The sequence below is a fragment of the Pseudomonas sp. CG7 genome (genome assembly GCF_023701885.1).
GTDB lineage: Bacteria > Pseudomonadota > Gammaproteobacteria > Pseudomonadales > Pseudomonadaceae > Aquipseudomonas > Aquipseudomonas zanjanensis.
Genome location: NZ_JABAEE010000053.1, coordinates 13,559 through 32,769 on the forward strand (window position 1 = coordinate 13,559; position 19,211 = coordinate 32,769).

General features: G+C 59.8%; 14 protein-coding genes and 3 pseudogenes. 8 read left to right on the top strand and 9 right to left on the bottom strand.

The features are described from left to right. Positions 1–4: 4 nt before the first annotated feature. Complete coding sequence (locus HGO40_RS20315; protein WP_250964493.1) at positions 5–1,951, top strand: sigma-54-dependent Fis family transcriptional regulator; 1,947 nt, start codon at positions 5–7, stop codon at positions 1,949–1,951. 72 nt (positions 1,952–2,023) lie between these two features. On the opposite strand, the gene aldA is transcribed toward HGO40_RS20315, so the two are convergent. The 4 genes from aldA to HGO40_RS20335 form a co-directional block, all read right to left on the bottom strand. Further along, on the bottom strand, positions 2,024–3,460 hold the full coding sequence (gene aldA / locus HGO40_RS20320) for an aldehyde dehydrogenase (RefSeq protein ID WP_250964494.1): 1,437 nt from the start codon (positions 3,458–3,460) through the stop codon (positions 2,024–2,026). A gap of 67 nt (positions 3,461–3,527) precedes the next feature. Further along, positions 3,528–5,705, bottom strand: a complete 2,178-nt coding sequence (locus tag HGO40_RS20325; protein ID WP_250964495.1) for a PQQ-dependent dehydrogenase, methanol/ethanol family — start codon at positions 5,703–5,705, stop codon at positions 3,528–3,530. A gap of 478 nt (positions 5,706–6,183) precedes the next feature. Then, positions 6,184–7,110 carry an AEC family transporter gene (locus tag HGO40_RS20330; RefSeq protein WP_122306081.1) on the bottom strand — a complete coding sequence of 309 codons (927 nt, stop codon included), beginning with the start codon at positions 7,108–7,110 and terminating at the stop codon, positions 6,184–6,186. Positions 7,111–7,256: 146 nt separating this feature from the next. After that, complete coding sequence (locus tag HGO40_RS20335; RefSeq protein ID WP_122306082.1) at positions 7,257–8,141, bottom strand: LysR family transcriptional regulator; 885 nt, start codon at positions 8,139–8,141, stop codon at positions 7,257–7,259. A gap of 21 nt (positions 8,142–8,162) precedes the next feature. Between HGO40_RS20335 and HGO40_RS20340 the strand changes: the two are divergent. After that, positions 8,163–8,415: pseudogene (locus HGO40_RS20340) on the top strand (integrase); the annotation flags it as partial. Between the two features lie 467 nt (positions 8,416–8,882). On the opposite strand, the gene HGO40_RS20350 reads toward HGO40_RS20340, so the two are convergent. The 5 genes and pseudogenes from HGO40_RS20350 to HGO40_RS20370 form a co-directional block, all read right to left on the bottom strand. After that, on the bottom strand, positions 8,883–9,956 hold the full coding sequence (locus HGO40_RS20350) for a polyamine ABC transporter substrate-binding protein (protein ID WP_250964496.1): 1,074 nt from the start codon (positions 9,954–9,956) through the stop codon (positions 8,883–8,885). 44 nt (positions 9,957–10,000) lie between these two features. After that, positions 10,001–10,342, bottom strand: coding sequence for a cupin domain-containing protein (locus tag HGO40_RS20355; RefSeq protein WP_122306084.1), 342 nt, complete (start codon positions 10,340–10,342; stop codon positions 10,001–10,003). Further along, complete coding sequence (locus HGO40_RS20360) at positions 10,339–11,763, bottom strand: NAD(P)/FAD-dependent oxidoreductase (RefSeq protein WP_122306085.1); 1,425 nt, start codon at positions 11,761–11,763, stop codon at positions 10,339–10,341. The genes HGO40_RS20355 and HGO40_RS20360 overlap by 4 nt, the downstream gene beginning before the upstream one ends. 57 nt (positions 11,764–11,820) lie before the next feature. Further along, entirely contained in the window at positions 11,821–12,621 is an 801-nt protein-coding gene (locus HGO40_RS20365; protein WP_250964497.1) for a helix-turn-helix domain-containing protein, read from the bottom strand. Positions 12,622–12,725: 104 nt separating this feature from the next. Then, a pseudogene (locus HGO40_RS20370) lies at positions 12,726–13,610 on the bottom strand (DMT family transporter). Between the two features lie 217 nt (positions 13,611–13,827). Between HGO40_RS20370 and HGO40_RS20375 the strand changes: the two are divergent. The 6 genes and pseudogenes from HGO40_RS20375 to HGO40_RS20400 all read left to right on the top strand — a co-directional run bounded on the left by HGO40_RS20375 (position 13,828) and on the right by HGO40_RS20400 (position 19,170). Next, positions 13,828–14,445 (top strand): TetR/AcrR family transcriptional regulator, encoded by a 618-nt coding sequence (locus HGO40_RS20375; RefSeq protein ID WP_122306087.1) that lies wholly within the window; start codon positions 13,828–13,830, stop codon positions 14,443–14,445. 197 nt (positions 14,446–14,642) lie between these two features. Further along, a pseudogene (locus HGO40_RS20380) lies at positions 14,643–15,467 on the top strand (molybdopterin-dependent oxidoreductase); the annotation flags it as partial. Positions 15,468–15,551: 84 nt separating this feature from the next. Continuing rightward, positions 15,552–15,935, top strand: coding sequence for a hypothetical protein (locus tag HGO40_RS20385; RefSeq protein ID WP_250964507.1), 384 nt, complete (start codon positions 15,552–15,554; stop codon positions 15,933–15,935). Beyond that, positions 15,922–16,497, top strand: coding sequence for a c-type cytochrome (locus HGO40_RS20390; protein ID WP_250964498.1), 576 nt, complete (start codon positions 15,922–15,924; stop codon positions 16,495–16,497). The genes HGO40_RS20385 and HGO40_RS20390 overlap by 14 nt, the downstream gene beginning before the upstream one ends. 61 nt (positions 16,498–16,558) lie before the next feature. Further along, on the top strand, positions 16,559–16,948 hold the full coding sequence (locus HGO40_RS20395) for a DUF2946 family protein (protein WP_122306090.1): 390 nt from the start codon (positions 16,559–16,561) through the stop codon (positions 16,946–16,948). A gap of 71 nt (positions 16,949–17,019) precedes the next feature. Then, a complete protein-coding gene (locus tag HGO40_RS20400) occupies positions 17,020–19,170 on the top strand; it encodes a TonB-dependent receptor (RefSeq protein WP_250964499.1) in 2,151 nt (716 codons plus the stop codon). The last annotated feature ends 41 nt before the right edge of the window (positions 19,171–19,211 follow it).

Genomic DNA, 19,211 nt, shown 5'->3' on the forward strand with positions numbered 1-19,211 from the left:
TTTCATGACCCTGCATGACACGCAGACGATCCCCAGCGAACTCGCGGCGTTCGTCAACGACCATTTTTCCGGGCGCGGCCTCAGGCCCGATGGGGTCATTGCACAGTCCTGGTACCGCAGCGTCGTGCAGCACCGGCTGGATCCGGGCGCGGCGAGCCGCAAGAATATCCTTGGCGCCGAGGACATCCGTCGTCACCAGGAACAGCATCAGCAATATCTTTCCATCGCCAGCCAGGGTGTGAACGGCCTGGCCCGGCGCGTGGTGCCCGCCGGCTTTGCCGTGCTGCTGAGCGATGAGCACGGCATCACCCTGGATTCCCGGCTGCCCAGCCAGCACGATGCCTACACCCGAGCCGGGCTGGGGGTGGGCGCGCGGTGGGATGAGGCGGAGGTCGGCACCAACGGCATCGGCACGACCCTGGCGGCGGCGCAACCGCTGATCATTCACCGGGAAGAGCACTTCCTGGCGTCCAACTTCCGCCTGAGCTGCTCGGTGGCGCCGATCTTCGACGCGCAAGGCTTGTTGCGCGGTTGCCTGAATGCGACCTGCATGAACAACGAGGGTCCTCGGGAAAGCCAGTACCTCACGTTGCAACTGGTGATCATGTACGCCCGCCTGATCGAGAACGCACACTTTCGCCAGAGCTACCGCGACCGCCTGCCCCTGGCCCTCAAACCCATCGATGAAATCGCCGACCTGGCCAACGAGCAACTGCTCGCTTTGGATGAAAGCGGTCGCTTCATCGGGGCCAACCGTGCCGCGTTTGTCGCCTGGGATCTGGCCGACAATCCCAGATTGCTCGGCGCTCGCATCGACAGCCTGCTCCCAACCACGGTGGACGAACTGCTCCAGCTGACCAAGGGTGGCGCCCAGGGGGTGCGCTTGCGTGGCCTGCGTGATGAGGCCTTGCTGGACGTCGGCCTGCGTAGTATCCCCTCCGAACAGCACCGCCCGCTGCCCGTCGCCCGCCCCGCCCTTCAGGTCCACCCGGACCTGCAACAACTCGCAGGTAGCGATGCCCGGCTGCAACAGAACGTGCGGCGCGTGCGCAAGGTGATCGACAAGGGCATTGCGATCCTGATCACCGGCGAGACCGGCACCGGCAAGGAGGCCTTTGCCCGTGCCATTCACCATGCCAGCAGTCGTCGCGCCGGACCTTTCGTTGCGCTGAACTGCGCGGCTATCCCGGAGACGTTGATCGAGAGCGAACTGTTCGGCTATCGCGCCGGCAGCTTCACCGGCGCCAACCGAAAGGGCATGAAAGGCAAGCTGGAACTGGCAAACGGCGGCACCCTCTTTCTCGATGAGATCGGCGACATGCCCGCCCACCTGCAAACCCGCTTGCTACGCGTGCTGGCAGAACGAGAAATTTCGCCACTGGGGGCCGAGGCGCCGGTGATGCTGGACGTCCAAGTGATCTCGGCCACCCATCAGGATCTGCACAGCATGATCGGCGAGAAGCGCTTTCGCGAAGACTTGTTTTATCGCCTCGCCGGCATGAACCTCGCGCTGCCGGCGTTGCGCGAGCGCAGTGACCGAGCCGAGCTGATCGACACGCTGCTCGCAGCCCAGACCGACGCCCGCGGGTTGCGGCTGGACGCCGATGCCCGCCGATGCCTGTTCGATTACCCATGGCCCGGCAACATTCGCCAGCTGCTCAACAGCCTGCGCTACGCGGTGGCCCTGGCCGAAGGCGGCGTGATCGATCTGGACTGCCTGCCCTGCGAATTGCTGACACCGCAGAGGCTGCCACTGGCTACCGGCGTTAAGCCGCAGGCCGGCAACCTGGAAGAACAACTGGGCGGCGAAGAGTCCCGCCACTTGCTGGGCACGCTGCGCCGGCATCGCTGGAACATCAGCGCCGCCGCGACGGACCTGGGCATCTCGCGCTCGACGCTGTATCGCAAGATGAAAAAGCACGGCGTCGTCGCGCCCAACGACCAGCCCTGATACCACGTCCGCCCCAATAAAAATGCCGGCGCCCTCACGGGTGTCGGCATTTCTCTGCGCACGGACCAGCGATCAGATCTGAATGTAGACCACGTGGGTGTGGGTGTATTCATACAAGCCGTGCTTGCCGTCCGCGCCGCCAATACCGGACTTGCGCGTCCCCGCATGGAAGCCCTGCATCGCTTCGAAGTTCTCGCGATTGATGTAGGTTTCGCCAAAATCCAGTTCATGACTGGCGCGCATGGCTGCGCTCAGGCTGCGGGTGTAGATCGATGAAGTCAGGCCGTATTCGCTGTCGTTGGCCAGGGCGATGGCTTCGTCCAGGTCTTCGACGATCTGGATCGGCAACACCGGGCCAAAGATCTCCTGGCGCATGATCGCCATGTCGCTGCCACAGCCGGCCAGAACGGTTGGCTGGTAATGGAAACCCTGGCCCTTGTCGGCCACGGCGCCGCCAGTCACCACTTCGGCGCCCTGCCCCGTGGCGCTCTTGACCATCTGCGCGACCTTGTCCAGCGCGGCCTGAGTCCTCAGCGGCCCCATGTCCAGATCGTCTTCGGCCAGCGGGTCGCCGTACCGGGTAGCGGCCATCGACGCGGCAATCTGCTCGATGAACTGATCGGCGACCTTGCGTTCGACGGACCCCCGCTCGGCGCAGTTGCAGACTTGCCCGGTGTTGATCACCCGCGACGCGGTGACGGCCTTGACCGCCAGCTCCAGGTCGGCGTCCGCGAGCACGATAGCCGGCGCCTTGCCCCCCAGTTCCAGGTTGAGCTTGGTGATGTTCGGCGCCGCCGCGGCCATGATCCGCGAGCCAGTGCCGACGCTGCCGGTAAAGCTGATCAGATCAATGCCGGCATGGCTGGTCAGCTGATGCCCCACTGTCGCCCCCGTGCCGCTGACCACGTTGATCACCCCGGCCGGCAGGTCGGTCTCGGCCACCAGGCGGGCGAACTCGAAGCAATTGATCGGGGTTTCTTCACTGGGCTTGATCACGATGGTGTTGCCGGTCACCAAGGCTGGCGCCATTTTGCGAGCGATCAGGAAGAACGGGAAGTTCCACGGCAAGATGCCGGCCACCACACCCAGGGGTTTGCGCAGCAGGAAGATGCTTTCGCCGACGCGGTCGCTGGTCAGCACCTCACCTTCGAGACGCCGTGCCCATTCGGCCATGTAATCCAGGTAATCGGCGGTGAAGTTGACCTCCACCCCCGCCAGCCCCAGCACCTTGCCTTGCTCGGCGGTGATGATGTGGGCGAGTCGTTCGGCGTTGACGCGCACTTTGCTGGCGATCTTGCGCAGGGAGCCGGCGCGTTCGATGGCCGGTCGGGCCGCCCAGCTTCTCTGCGCCTTGCGCGCCGCGGCGATAGCCGCTTCAACGTGCTCGCCACTGGCTTCGGGCACCCGCGCCAACAGTCGGTCGTTGGCCGGGTTGCGCACTTCGATGCTGGGGTCGCCAGGAACGAAGGCGTTGGCGATGAAGTTCTGGTAATCGATGATTTCGGTCATGTGCTTGCTCTCGCGGACAGTGTCGAAAACGATGCAGAGGCGCCCCGCCCCCCTGCATCGCGGGCGTTCATTTGGCGCTAAAGGTTTTCCAGACGCCGCCTTCCTGCTGCAGGTCGTGGGCGCGCTTGATCAGGTATTGATGGATCTGCTCCACCTGTGCCGGCGTGAAGGCGTCGGCAAAGGACGGCATGCCGTCGGGCACTCGGCCACCGAACAGAATGCCGAGGAACATCTGGTGTTTTTCCGGCGTCAGCTTGCGCAGGTCCGGCAGCACGCCGCCGCTGACCGCATGGATGCCGTGGCACTGCGAGCAATAGCCGTCATAAAGTTTGCCGCCGGCGTCCACCGCGGCGGTGTCACCGGTCAATGGCGGCGGTTTCGGGGTGTCGGCAAGCGGTGCCGGCTCGTTGAGCTTGGCGGTGCCGCCCAGTTTGTAGGTCAACACTTGGGAAAACGGCCGGACCCCAGCGCGCAAGGACAAGGCACCCGCGAACGTCGAGAAGGCACCGCCCCAACCAGCCATGAAGGTGACGTATTGCTCACCGTCGACGCTGTAGGTAATCGGCGCGGCCATGACGCCACTGGCCGCCGGCTGCTCCCAGAGTTTCTTGCCGGTATCGGCGGCATAGGCGATTACCCGGCCATCGGCGCTGCCCTCGAACACCAGGTTGCCGGCGGTGCTCAAGGTGCCGCCGTTGAAGATCGTCACGTAGGGCACTTCCCAGGCCGGTTGCTGCTTGACCGGGTCCCAGGCGATGAGTTTGCCCGACCAGCCCTTGGCCATTTCCAGCAACCCATCGGCGTCCTCGGGCATCATCCCGGTGCGCAGGCCCAGTTGGTACATGCTCTTGAACGGGTTGCGCTTGGGCGCTTCGGGGATGTGTTCGTAATAGGCGGACATGATGTGCGCCGGGATGTACACCAGGCCGGTGTTCGGGTTGTAGGACATCGGCTGCCAGTCGTGGGCGCCCCAGAACGCGGGCGTGACCAACTTGCGCTTGCCGTCCTTCCAGTACGCGGCGTTCTCGTCATCGACGATGGGCCGCCCGGTCTTCATGTCCATGCCCTTGGTCCAGCTTTGCGGAACGATGCCCTTGGCCGACAGCAGCTCACCCGTGGCGCGGTCGATCACGTAGAAAAACCCGTTTTTCGGCGCCTGCATCAGGACTTTGCGCGGTTTGCCGTTGATCGGCAGGTCCGCCAGGATCATGTGCTGGGTGGCGGTGTAGTCCCAGGCGTCTCCGGGCGTGGTCTGGTAGTGCCAGGCGTACTCGCCCGTGTCGGCATTGACCGCGACAATCGAGGACAGGAACAGGTTGTCGCCCTTGGCCTGGCTGCGCCATTTCGGGTCCCACAACGAGCCATTGCCCACGCCGATGTACAGCAGGTTCAAATCCGGATCGAACGCGAAGGAGTCCCAGGCCGTGCCGCCACCGCCTTGAGCAACGTAGGCATCGCCGTGCCAGGTCTTGGCGGCGATGGCCATGGCCTTGTCTTCCGGCGGCAGCTTGGGGTCACCCGGCACCGTGAAGAAACGCCAGGCCTGCTTGCCGGTTTCGGCGTCGTAGGCGGTGACATAACCGCGTACGCCGAACTCGGCACCACCGTTGCCGATCACCACTTTGCCGTTGACCACGCGAGGGGCACCGGTGATGGTGTAGCTGCGCGTGTGATCGGCCCGGGTGTCCACCGACCAGGCGCGCTGGCCGGTCTTCGCATCGATGGCCTCCAGGCGACCATCGAGCACCCCGACGTAGACCTTGCCCTTCCACACCGCGACGCCACGGTTGACCGCATCGCAGCACGCCTCGCCGGCGCGGTTGCGGTCGGACTTGGGGTCGTACTTCCAGATCAGCTTGCCGTCGCGTGCGTCCAGGGCGTAGACCACGGAGAACGGACCGGTGGTGTACATCACGCCGTCGACCACGATAGGCGTGGCTTCGACGCCCCGATCCAGGTCCAGCTTGTAGCTCCAGGCGAGCCCCAGCTGGCCGACGTTCTGGTCGCTGATTTTCTTCAATGGGCTGTAGCGCTGCTCGTCGTAGGTGCGGCCGGTGCTCATCCAATTACCGGGCTCCTGATCGGCGGCGATGATGCGCTTGCCGTCGACATTCGCTGGCATGTCCTGGGCCCAGCCCGGCGCGGCATTGAGAGTCAGCGCCAGCACGACAAATAGCGTCTTGAGCGGAACACGAAGGGGCGCGCTCCGAGAAGCAGTAGGCACGGCGAGGCCAATCTGTGTCATGGGGGGAACTCCTGATTCTTATTAGTAGCGAAGCCATTGCGCTGCGCACCAGAAGAGGAGCAACCCCCATGCCAGTCCTCGCTAAAGAGCTGTAAGCCACGCCGTATGGGGCTTACAAGCAGAATCGATTACTGCGTCAACCTGCGACAGCTGTCGCACCTACGGGGCATCTGTGTCACTCCTGGCACACTTCTGTTTGCCCTAACCTCGGCATGTATCGCCATGGTTTTTCCATCAGACCCTCTTAAGACAGCGACGCGACGATACCCTGGTCCTTGCTGACACAGGCTTACTGCCAGACCGGTCGCTCGGATCATAGATCGATCTATGTGTCTGTCCAGGCAAAAGGTCCAGAGGAAAAAAATGACAAAATAATCCTCCCCTCCCCCGCTAAGTGAGAGACTTCTTAGGTACCTTTGGCGCGCAGAGTTTTTTGATCAGAAGCGATGCATGGACTAGTCGGCACTGCGATATTTGCTCAAACCCACTGGGACATTATTAGAACAACGGCGGGGAGCGCTATGGCTGCCAACAAGGTTTGGCAAGCGATGATTCCAGCCATGAGAGGCGCGTCTCCCCCTAACTGCCTTGCCATGATGTAAGAGGATGATGCAGTAGGCAGTGCCTGGAATAGCAATGCTGCAATTGCAGCCTTTCCGTCTAGCCCAAACAGATGGCAGGCGCAAAGCGTGGCTAACGGCATGATTAAAAACTTTACTAACGACGAATATCCGACAGGGCGCAGCCATTGTCGTAAGCTCACGAACTCAAGCGCGGCACCAACGCAGAGTAAACCGAGCGGCAATGACGCTTGCCCCAAGGCTTTGAGCACCGCTTCGATACCTACGGGTAACCCCCTGCCTGACGCCTGTATCAATCCGCCTGCGAAGCAAGCCAGTAGCAGAGGGTTCAGAGCTATTTGCTTTAGAACTTTGCTGAAAGGCATCCTGCCGCCCGATCCATACTTCGCGATAACCATCACACACAAAATGTTCACTGTGGGCACTATCGCCGCATTCGCGACGGCTGCCAGGGCGATGCCTTGCGCACCGAACAAGCCGGCTGCTGCAGACACGCCCACGTAATTATTGAAACGAATGCCACCCTGAAAAACCGAGGTGAACGCCGCATTGTCCGTAGTGATTAGCGCTCGCGCTCCCAGCAGCATGAGCGCCACCACCACAGTCGACAATATGAGCACAGAGACCATGCTTTGAACGGGCAGTCCATCAAGCTTGGCGCTCGCCAGTCCGTGAACGAAAAGAGAAGGCAGCAATACGTAATACGCCAAGCGTTCCGCCTGCGCCCAAAAAGTATCTGCTAGAAATTGACGACGCTTAAGCCATGCGCCCAGCACGATCAGTATTGCGATGGGCAATAAGGCAATCAACAAAGAGAGAGTCATGCACTTGTCTCGATTTTTTGAACCAACCGTTCACAGCCCGCGATGTACTCATCGTGGCCTCGAGGAACCGTCGGAGTTGGCACCACGATAAGAAGTCAGTCCCTAAAATAAAAACGATTTAAAGTTTAGCAACCAACAAGTATTTCTCATTGGTCATCGAATGGGGAATGCGCGATTACGGCGTGTGCCAACGCTGTAGCTAATCGCCCTAGAGGACGGTCTTCGCGCTCCAGCAATACCACACGCCTGGTTTTCTGAGGCGTGCCGAATGGCTCACAAGTGAGCTTCGTCAGGCGTTCAACCTGATGCCGCGCGAGCGGAATTATTGATATGCCGAGTCCGTTTGATACCATCTGGATAATCGCATTCTGGCTATCAAGCTCCATGCTGGTTTGCACCCGCTGTCGCATGTTGCGAAGCTCTCGCTCAATGGTTCGACCTGCCCAAGCGCGGCGATCAAAGCGGATGAAAGGTTGGCTTTTAAGTAGAAGATGCAAGTCCTCATGCGTGTGCGACACTGGCGCAACGATCCAGAAACCCTCCTCGTAAAGCACCGTGCTCACCAGACCGTAAGGGTGCGGCCTCACCGGTTCCGTGGTGATCGCCACGTCAAGCTCTCCCGCTTCTATGCGCGTGGCCAACTCAGCGGACATTCCTGATGCAACAGTGATTCGCAGGTGCGGATGCTCGGCGCGTAATGCCGCAAGCGCGAGTGGCAACGGGCCTGCCAGCGCGGTTTGGATGGCGCCGATCCGAAGCTTGCCGCGTAACTCGCTGTCACCGCCAATCTCAGATGATATGCCGTCGTAGAGACTTAGAATTTCTCTCGCGCGCTCCACGGCGATATGGCCCGCATAGGTAAGAACCGGCAAGCGCCGTGAACGGTCAAACAGGAGTGCATTGAAATCCTCCTCTAACGACCGAACATGAAGACTGACTGCAGACTGGGTGAGATGCACGGCGTCTGCTGCCCTGACGAAAGAACCGTATTGGGCAATGGCAAGAAGTGTTCGAAGTGCGCGTAGTGACATGGCCATTCATCCAGCGTGTTGAGCCATAGAATGCGCTCTATGGCGAGCACCATCCTGAACTGGCAGAGGAGGGATCCTGAATTGATCGAAGTTGCACTCGCCACGTCGATAAAGATGAGGTGCGCAGCGCCTATAACCGAGCGGATTGCATCGAGCGCAAACGCCCAATGATGGCCTGGTGGAGCGACCACATCCAAGAAGCCGCTTTCGGCAACCTATCAGTGTCAGTCGTCCTGGAAAACAGGGACTGGAAAAAATAGTTCCAATACGCTGATCCGCATTTTTAGTACTGAAGACATAAAAGGTTCTGGAACAACACGAAGTCATTACTCGGGTATGTGGCACGGCTCGAAAGCCGGATGCTTACGTCATCGCCATGGATGAAACTCAGACAGACCACTCGCTGATTGCCTGGATGCTCTATGCATGCTTCTTGTTTAATCTATTGGCTTGCGGTACTGCCCACGGACAGCATCGGTCGGCGCTCGACCGTGAAAGTCGAGGCAGGCTCCTGCGCAACCTAGAAGAACAAGTCAGCGAGGGACGATGAAAGCACTTCAAGTCACCAATTATTGCTTTACTGTGATGGAGAGCACTGCGGTAGGCGACGGTCGCTGCAATCCATTAAATCCAAGCGCTTTGAGGTTCGCATAACACTAGGCCGATTCCCAGTTGAAATCGACATGAGGCACGGGATCTGCCACCGATGATCCGGGTTGCCCGGATCACCGGCGATTGACTTCATTGCCCGTTTTTAACCCGACTCCAAATACGCGTGCGTAGCCGGTCGGTCTCTAGCGGCATCGCTTCCAGCACGAAGAGTTTCTTCATCACGCTTTCAGGCGGGTACACCATCGGGTCGTTGAGAATGGCCTTGTCGACCATGCCCTCAGCTACAGCGTTGCCGTTGGCATAGTGCACGTGGTTGCTGATGTCAGCCATGACGCTGGGGTCCAGCATGTAGTTCAGAAACGCGTAACCGGCCGCTTCATTCGGAGCATCGGCGGGCATGGCGACCATGTCGAACCACATCGGTGAGCCTTCCTTGGGAATGGCGTAAGCAATCTGCTGGCCGTTCCCGGCCTCATTGGCTCTGGCTGCCGCCTGCATCACGTCGCCAGAAAACCCCACGACCAGACACACATCGCCCGATGCAAGATCGCTGGTGTACTTGGAGTTGTGGAAGTAATTCACATAGGGGCGCACTTTGAGCAGCAGGGCCTGGGCCTTCTCGTAGTCGGCCTTGTCCTTGCTGTGATGCGCAAGCCCCAGGTAGTTCAAGGCGATGGGAAGTATCTCGGGGCCGTTGTCGAGCATGGCTACACCGCATCGGGCGAGTTTCTTCATGTTCTCCGGCTTGAAGACGATGTCCCATGAGTCTATCGGCACATCGCCCAGGACTGCCTTGACATTGGCTACGTTGTAGCCAATGCCGGTGCTGCCCCACAGGTAGGGAAAACCGTATCGGTTGCCCGGATCGTTGGCCTCCAGAACCTTCATCAGTGTCGGGTTGAGGTTCTGCCAGTTCGGAAGTTTGCTGCGGTCCAGCGGTTTCAGCGCACCGGCCTTGATCTGCCGGGCCATGAAGTGGTTAGAGGGAAACACTACGTCATACCCGGAACGGCCGGCCATCAGCTTGGCGTCGAGGACCTCGTTGCTGTCGTACACGTCATACTGAGTCGGGTGCCCGGTATGGCTGGTAAATTTTTGCAGGGTTTCGGGGGCGATGTAGCTGCTCCAATTGTAGATCCTGACGGTGTCTGCCGCCTGAGCGGTAGACGCGACCAACAGTAGCGGAACGATCGATTTCAACATACGAGAGCTCAACCTTTGTTCTAAGCGTTATGGATGAAGGCAGTTCAGAAAATCAGCACGTAGCTTTTGCGAACGGTTTCTTGTATGTCCCAGACTCCCGTCGTGTTCGCAGGCAACATCAATGCATCACCGGCCTGGATGTGGAGGGCCTCACCGCCGTCCGGGGTGAAGGTGCAACGCCCCTGAATGAAATGGCAGAACTCCTGTTGCACAATCTGGCGCCGCCAGCGTCCGGGCGTGCATTCCCACACGCCAGCCTCGACGCCGTCATCGCGCTCAACGCTTGTCGTGGCGACCTGTGAAATCGGCTCACCCAGCGACATGCCGACAGCGCCCGATTCCCCGAGAGACAAACGTGGGGTGTCGCGAAAATGATCGATCTTCATGCGAACGGCTCCTTGGACTTCATCAGACGTTCCATGCAACCAGCCAAGCCCTCAGCCATCTGGCGGCGCCAGCGCGGCGCATGGAGGTTGGCCAATATCCGATCTTCATGAACAAAGCTCTGGATAATGGCGTTGTAACCCAGCCAGCGCAGGGGCTCTGGCTCCCAGCGTGGCAACGAGGCCAGCGGACGGTCGCCCAACACCCAAGGCTGGCGGGTCAGTTCGTTGTCCTGACCGAGAATCAGCGCCGCCACGGTGCGGCCCCCCAGGTTGCTGGCGCCTACGCCTTCGCCGCCATAGCCACCGGCGAGTGCGATTTTCTGCCGGCGGTCGGCCAGCATGTGCGGATGAAAATGCCGGGCGACACCCAGGTTGCCGCCCCAGGCGTGAGTCAGGCGAACATTGCGCAAAACCGGGAATAGTTCGCTAAACAGGTACTGGCGCAACTCACGTTCGGCCTGACTGAGGTTGAAGTCACTGCGCAGGCGACCTCCAAAGCGATAGCCACCGCGGGCACCAAATACCAAGCGGTCATCGCGGCTGCGCTGACCGTAGGTGACTTGTCGACTGTTTTCGCTGAAAGCCTGGCCACGGCTGAGTCCGATTTCGGCCCATATATCGGTCGGGAGCGGCTCAGTCGCAACGATCAGGCTCTGCGCGGCCAGTTGATATTTGTTCAACGGGGGCAAGGCACTGGCATACCCCTCGACTGCCGGAACCACCCAATCGGCGCTCACCCGACCGTGCTCGGTTCGAACTTGGCCTGCCGTCCAGTCGAGCACAGCGCTTTGCTCGAAAATGCGCACACCCATGCGTTCCACGACGTTGGCTAGCCCCCGTACCAACCGGGCAGGTTGAAGGGTCGCGCAGTGAGGTGAATACAGGGCACCGTACGCCTGGGCCACATTCAATTGTTCGCGCAAGGCCTGAGGGCTCAGCCAGCGATAATCGTCCTCACCCAGGCCTTGCGCACGGGCGGCAGCGAGTTGTTCGCGCAGGCGCCGTTCTTGCTCGGGGTACCGCGCCGCGCAGTACAGCACTCCGCCTTTACGCAGCTCGCAATCGATGCTTTCGACGTGGCACACCCGCGCCACTTCATCGGGAATTCCGTGCAGCAGTTGATATCCTGCATGACGCTGCGCGGCAGGCAAGGGCCCCAGGAGTCGGTCTTCGCCGAGCAGATTCCCCATCAACCAGCCGCCATTGCGACCGGAGGCGCCGAAACCGGCAATCTGTGCTTCAACTATGACGATGTCCAGGTGCGGTGCTTGCTGCTTGAGGTAATAGGCCGTCCAAAGGCCGCTGTAGCCGGCACCGATGATCACCACATCGGCTCGCAGATCCTGATGCAACGCCGGACGCGGCGTCAGCGCCTCGTCGACTTGCTCCATCCACAAACTCACACCACCCCAACCAGCCATCACCTGCTCCGTCGTTTGATTGCCGACAGAGCTTAATGCGCAGCGAAGGGGCCTGTGTTATCTGCGGGGACGCGCGCAATTGGCCTTCAACCAGGCTTTAGGTGTGCAGCCGGTATGGCTACGGAAAGCCTTGTAGAACGCCGAGGTGGAATTGAATCCGGCAGCCACCGCGAGGGCATCGATGGGTGCGTTTTCATCGTAACTGGCGAGGCGTTCAAGGAGGTAGGCCAAGCGAGCCTGAGTCACGTAGCGATAGAAGCTTTGCCCCAGCACTTGATTCAGCAGGTAAGACAACTGATTACGGCTGTACCCGGTGGCGCTGGCGATCCGTGCAAGATCCAGGTCAGGGTCCAGGAATGGCTGCTGGCGGGTAAAGTAATCGGCCAAGTCTCGCGCCATGAAACTCAACTGGCGCGCCGAGAGCCCCAGCTTACTGATGGCGGGGGCGCGACGCCCGGCGTGCGGCTCGCCGTCGCGCACGAGTGACGCGTATTCGTTGACACGCAGGATCTGACCCTCACATACGGTGATCGCTTCGCTGGTGCGAAAAACCACCTGCTCGCCACTGCCCTTCAGAGCGGTCTGGTACTGGATGAATGCCGTGCAGCCGTCCGCGCGGATGCGGTCATTGTGCTCAAGATATTCATCGGGATGGCGCGGCAACGTGCCGGTGATGTAGGCGCGCAGCTCGGTCAGGCCCATGCTGCGGTTCTGGAAAAAATCGTTGTACTGCACTTGCGGGTGATAGAGCGCGAGTATCGCCTCCAGGTCGCGGTGCTTCCAGGCCATGTGATAGCGCAGCACCACCTCAAGGGTGAGCTTTGTCTGTTCGGCGGTATCTGACGGGACAAGGGGCATGGGTTGACGGGCCTTATGACTGGGCGGCACCAGTCTAGTCCTTGAGTGGTTGAGCGAACAAATTCAGGCACGCCCCGGCGCACATGATTGAGCGAGCGGAGCCTCTAGCTGCCTGTGGCTCTGCCATGCTTGCCATCCAGCACCAACGCAACGCCGCCCAGTACAGCGACGGATGCCAACACCATTCTTACGCTCAGGCTTTCTCCCAGAAAAACGATGCCCGCCAACGAAGCTAGAATGGGCACGCTCAGTTGCACCGTCGCGGCTTGAAACGAGGCAAGATGACGCACCGCGACGTACCAGACCGCGTAGCCGACGCCTGACGCCAGCGCTCCGGAAAGAACGCCATAAAGTACCCCCAGCGAGTCCCAACGCAGCCTCGCCAGAAACGGCAAGCTTGCCATCAGGACCAGCGGAATGGAGCGGATGAAGTTTCCGGCAGTGACCGCCAGAGGATCACCGACACCTTTACCAAGCAGTAAATAAACTCCCCATGCCAATCCCGACAACAGCATTGTGAGCGCGCTAGCGGGGTCAGGGGCGGCTGCGCCTGGAAGCAGCAGGCTGACCAAGCCAGCAAGCGCCAATACAAATCCAGCGATTGCCTGCGTGTGCATCCGCTTGCCTTTGAGCATGCCGTACAGAACCATGCTCAGCTGAACCGCCCCAAACAGCAGCAACACGCCCGTCCCGGTCTCCAAATGACGGTACGCGAAGGAAAAAGCGAAAACGTAAACGAACAAAGCTGCGGCCCCTTCCAACTGCCTTTGATCGTTGTTGAGGACCGTCTCAAGGCACACATCAGCCATAACACCACGGCCCCGCTGGCCAGCCGGACAATACTGAAACTCGCGGCATCGAAGTCGGTGTTTAAGCGCCAGGCGGCACAGCAGCGAGCTCGCGGCAAAGGTGAACATGGCGAAACAGGTCATCGCTATCAATCTTGTCGATGCTGACGATTTGAACGCCCGAGTGAAGTGTTTGCTCATTGTCATGGTCGATCCCAATGCCTGAGTAGGCACTCAGAACTCTCGACGCCACCACGCCCTTTGGAACAAGTTCTACTACGGTGGGCTTATAGACGTCCCTGTACCGATTCGGTCAATACAACTATCTTCCTGCGACTATAGGATGAGCTTCTCCCGTCTGTATCCTTCAGCGCGCACGCATGGGTATGATTGACGCTCAACCGGTTGGAATTGACCCATGGGAAAAAAGAACGCCGTCGTCGCTGCTGAACCTGCTGAAACAAGTACCAAGGAGCGGATACTGAAGATCGCTGCGCAGTTGTTTTCGACGCGCGGGTTTCACGCGACCGGCATGGCTGAGTTGGAAAAAGCCACTGGACTGGCTCGAGGCGCGCTGTATTACCACATTGGCAGCAAGGAAGAATTGCTGTTCGAAATCACGAGTCGGTATTTGCGGGTGCTCATCGCCGAAGGTAAGCCTCTGTGCGAGAGCGATCTGCCCGCGGAAGATAAATTTCGCCAGTTTTCGGCCATCGTGATGCGCACGATTGTCACCCACCTGGCCGAAATGACGGTGTGTTTTCGAGAAGTGTATTCCGTCATTGGCGAGCGCCAGACCGAGTTGCTCGACCTGCACCGCCAGTATGAAAAGCTCTGGTCGCAGATCCTCAAGGCCGGTGTGAGCGAAGGCACCTTCTGCACATCGGACTCGTTAGCCGTGAAGGCTATCCTTGGCATACACCACTACAGCTACCTGTGGATCAAGCCCGGTGGCCCGCGCTCACCGGAATCCATCGCGATGTTCTTCTGCGACACCCTCCTGCCCGGACTGAAGGTTGAGCCTCGCCCGGCTTGACTGTCATTTGCGGCGCTTCAATGCGCCGCCTCCCTCGTCCCCCTCATTCAAGCTGCATCACCGATGGTTGTCTTTGCGACTGGACCGCGCGCGTTTTTCGTTCTAGGCTAAAAACAGACTGACCGATCGGTCTGTAGACTCGTCGTTGGGTCCATCCCGACAAAGAATCAGAGGGAACAACAATGACAAAAAAATCCATGGTCCCCGCCAAGCAAGACACGTATCAAACAGCTTTGGCTCGCCGGGATTTCTTGATTAAAAGCGGGGCCGTTATCGGTACTGCTGCCTTTGCTCTGGGCGATAGCAACCTGGTCAACGCAGAGACGACCAACATCGCCCCTCTTGATCCGAACCTGCCCCTAGAAGTCCCGCAATGGACCCGTAGCCTTGGCACTCCCACGGCAAGCCCTTATGGCAAACCTTCAACGTTCGAAACCAAAGCGGTCAGGAATTTATATCCCGGCCTGAAGGACACGATGTCCGCCTACAGCACCTCGCCACTTCAAGAGTTGGACGGCATCATTACCCCGAACGGCCTGTTCTATGAGCGCCATCACGCGGGCGTCCCGCAAATCGATCCGGCGCAACACCGGCTGGTGATCCACGGCCTCACCGAAAACGCCTTGATCTTTACCGTGGACGAGATACGCCAATTCCCCGCCGTGTCACGGGTGCACTTCATGGAGTGCTCAGGCAACCCATCGTTTCTACCTCCCTGGGGCAAAACCGCCGCCGAAGTCAGTGGCCTGGTGAGTTGAGCTGAGTGGACGGGCGTTACCCTAAAAACCCTGCTGGATGAAGCCGGGCTCAAGCCCCAAGCCAAGTGGATCATTGCCGAAGGCGCCGATGGCGCGGCAATGACACGCAGCATTCCCATCGAGAAATGCCTGGACGATGTGATGGTCGTCTACAGCCAGAACGGCGAGCGTCTAAGGCCGGAACAGGGCTACCCGCTGCGCCTGTTTGTCCCCGGCTACGAGGGCAATACCCACATCAAATGGCTGCGCCGACTTCACGTCACCGACGCGCCCGCCTACAGCCGGGAAGAAACCGCCAAATACACCGACTTGATGGCGGATGGCAAAGCTCGGAAATTTTCCTTTGTCATGGAATGCAAATCGCTGGTGACCTACCCTTCCGGCACCCAGAAACTGACGCGCAAGGGTCTGCATGAGATGCGTGGCATCGCCTGGAGCGGCCACGGCAAAATCACCCGTGTCGATGTTTCCGTTGATGGCGGCAATACCTGGACGCAAGCCAAGTTACAGGAGCCCATTCTGACCAAGGCGCTGACCGCCTTCAGGGCGCCTTTCGAATGGAACGGCCAAGAGTTGATGATCATGAGCCGCGCCATCGACGAGACCGGATATGTTCAGCCGATGCTGGAACAACTGATCGATGAACGTGGCAAGATCTCTTTCTACCACAACAACTCGGTGCAACCGTGGCGCGTGTCCAGCAGTGGGGAGGTGACCAATGGACGGGCTTAAAGGTGGTTCGTTATTCATAGGTTTGCTGTGCGCCTGTGCGCTGACCCATGCCTCAGCACAATCCCAATACGGTTTGGGCACTCAGGCTACCGAAGCGCAGATCGCCAGTTGGAACATCGATGTGGCGCCCGACGGCAAGGCTTTGCCTCCAGGGCGCGCGACAGTGGCGGACGGGGAAAAGGTCTACATGAACAGCTGCGTCAGCTGTCATGGCGTGAAGCTCGAAGGCGGCGTCGGTCCTGCGTTGGTGGGGGGCGAAGGAACGTTGACGACTGACAAACCGCTCAAGACAGTCGGCAGCTATTGGCCTTATGCATCGACACTTTTCGACTACATCCGCAGAGCCATGCCCTTCCAGGCGCCACAGTCATTGTCCAACGAACAAGTCTACGCAGTGACCGGCTACATCCTACACATGAACAAGCTGCTGGACGCCAACGCGACCGTGGATGCATCGACCTTGGCGGGTGTAAAGATGCCGAATCGAGACGGTTTTTATACCGACGACAGACCGGACAGCAAGGCTGTTGCCTGTATGTCGAACTGTTTAAAAGTTCACTGACAGATCAAAAAATGTAAAATCCGCTCGCCGACAAACCGTTCCTTCTCAACGAGCTTTGCTGATGAAGCTGGCCAGCCGCAAAAAGTCGATGGTTGCCTGGGTGCTGTACTTCAGCATCCTGTTCGGTTCGTTGCTGTGCGCGATGGGCCATGGACAAATGGCCGGCTTACGATTGAGCGGTTTGGACAGTGGGCTGTTTTGCACTTCGAACAGCGGCGCGGTTTACGAAGGCCTGCAGGATGTGCCCGCCCCTCCACTTTCCGTCGATGGCGATTGCGTCATTGCCAGCCTGTTCGGTGCGATTCTGCTGGCTGCTTTCTTCGGACTGCTCGCCATGCTTGCCGGCGAGCCAGCCAAGCCCTTGCCCGCACAACCGGCGCGCTGCTCACCCAGGCTGCGCTGGCCCCTAATCAATCCTCGCGCCTCCCCCGCCCTGCTTCCCGCGCTTTGACATCATCACGACTTGCCGCTGCATGACGCGCGGCCGGTGTGTGCTCATAGAATTAAGCCAGGAAGCATTTCATGTTTCGCTTGACTACTTTGGCGCTGCTCGCAGGTAGCACCTGCGCGTGGGCGCAAGACACTGCCCTGAACTTGCCCACCAGCTACATCAACGCTTCGGCCGAACAGCCGAAACCGGCCACTGCCCTGGACCTGGACACCCCCATCGAAAGCGGCTCGCGCCTGAACCTCAGCGCCCGGGAAAATCCCGCCTCTGTGAGTGTGGCCGACCGCAAGACAATGGAACGCATTGGAGCACGTAACTTTCAGGACGCGGCGAACGCCCTGCCTGGGGTAAACGCTTCTGCGCCGCCCGGCTGGGGCGGCTATGTGTCGTACCGTGGCTTCAACGGCGCCCAGATTAGCCAGCTGTTCAACGGCATCAACTTGCAATACGGTGGCGCAGCTCGTCCGGTCGGGGCCTGGATTTATGACCGAGTGGAATTACTCGGCGGCCCCTCCTCGTTCCTCAACGGCAGCGGTGCCGTTGGTGGCAGCCTGAACGTGATCACCAAGCTTGCCAACAGCAAGGAAGAAACCTTCGAGGGCCGGATGAGATACGGGCGCTACGACACCTGGGAAACCGCAGTCGGCTTCAATAAGGCCCTCAACAGCGGTGACGGCCCACGCCACTATGCGCGGCTCGACTACAGCCGCACCAGCAGCAACGGCTACATCGACCGCCAGGAGAACGGGGCGGGCAACCTGGCCTTCTCGCTACTCAGCGACATCAATGACCAGCTCTCCCATACGCTGGCGATCGAATATCTGGAAGAGAAAGAAGACAGTCCCTATTGGGGCACGCCGGTGTTGCAACCGCTGACCGGCAAACTGCACATCGACAAGCGCAACCGTTTCAACAACTACAACGTCGACGATGGCCGCTACGAGCAGCGCACCCGCTGGATACGCTCGATCACCGACTATCAACTGGACGACGACACCCAGTTGCGCAACACCTTCTACCATTACAGCGGCCAGCGCGATTACCGTAATCTTGAGGTTTATCGCTACAACAGCGATAACAGCACCATCGCCCGCTCCGGCGGTTATCGCCAGCGGCACGACCAGGAAGTCAATGGCGACCGCATCGAACTGACTCACCATTCTCAACTGTTCGGCCTGGTCAGCGATTGGGCTCTGGGCGTGGATTACAACACTAACCAGCAAACCAACTTTCCATTGTCCAAAGGCGCCTTCGACACCATCGATCCAGATGGCTTCGAGCCGGGCCACTTCCTGGACATTCCGGGGATGGACGCACCGCGCAGTAAAGGTCGCAGCACTTGGACCGATACCTCCTCAGCTTTCGTCGAGAACCGCACGCGCCTGACCGAACAGTTGTCGCTGATCACCGCGCTGCGTTATGACCACATCGACTTCGAGGTTGTCGATCATGCGGCGCAGGCCAGGCTCGACAATCGCTGGAACGCGATCACCGGTCGCCTGGGCCTGGTCTACGACCTGACCTCAAACGTCAGCCTCTATACCCAGTACAGCACGTCGGCCGAGCCGCCTGGAGGCACACTCACCGGCGCCTCCCTATCCCAGGTAGGCGACTTCGACCTGAGTACCGGTCGCCAGGTCGAAGTGGGAAGCAAGTTCGATTTTCTTGACGGTCGCGGTTCGGCCACTGCCGCGGCCTATCGCATCGTGCGCAAGAACATCTCCGTACCGTCCTCGACCGTGCCCAACACGACCGAGCAGGCGGGACAGCAAACCTCCACCGGCATCGAGTTGGCAGCGTCGTTCAAGGTCACACCCAAGTTAGTGGCGGCCGGTAATTTCAGTTGGGTCAGGGCCGAGTACGACGAGTTCAATGAAACCATCGCTGGTGTCGTGCACTCGCGCAAAGGCAAGAATCCGGTGAACATTCCCGACCGCGTGGCCAATCTCTGGCTGACCTATGATCTGGCTCCCGACTGGCAAATCGGGGCCGACGCCCGCTACGTATCGTCGGTCTACGCCAACACCGCCAATACCATGTGGGTGCCTTCGTACACCGTCTATGGCCTGTCCATGACCCACGACCTGGACAAACATGTACAGCTCAGCGCCCGTCTGCGTAACCTGACCGACGAGGTCTACGCCCGTTTCATCCACCAGAGCAACACCCAATATTACGTAGGGGAGCCGCGCAGCCTGGAAGTCGCTGTGCAGTGGAAGTACTGACGAGGCTGAACGGTAATGCCATGCGTGACTTGGCTGGCTGA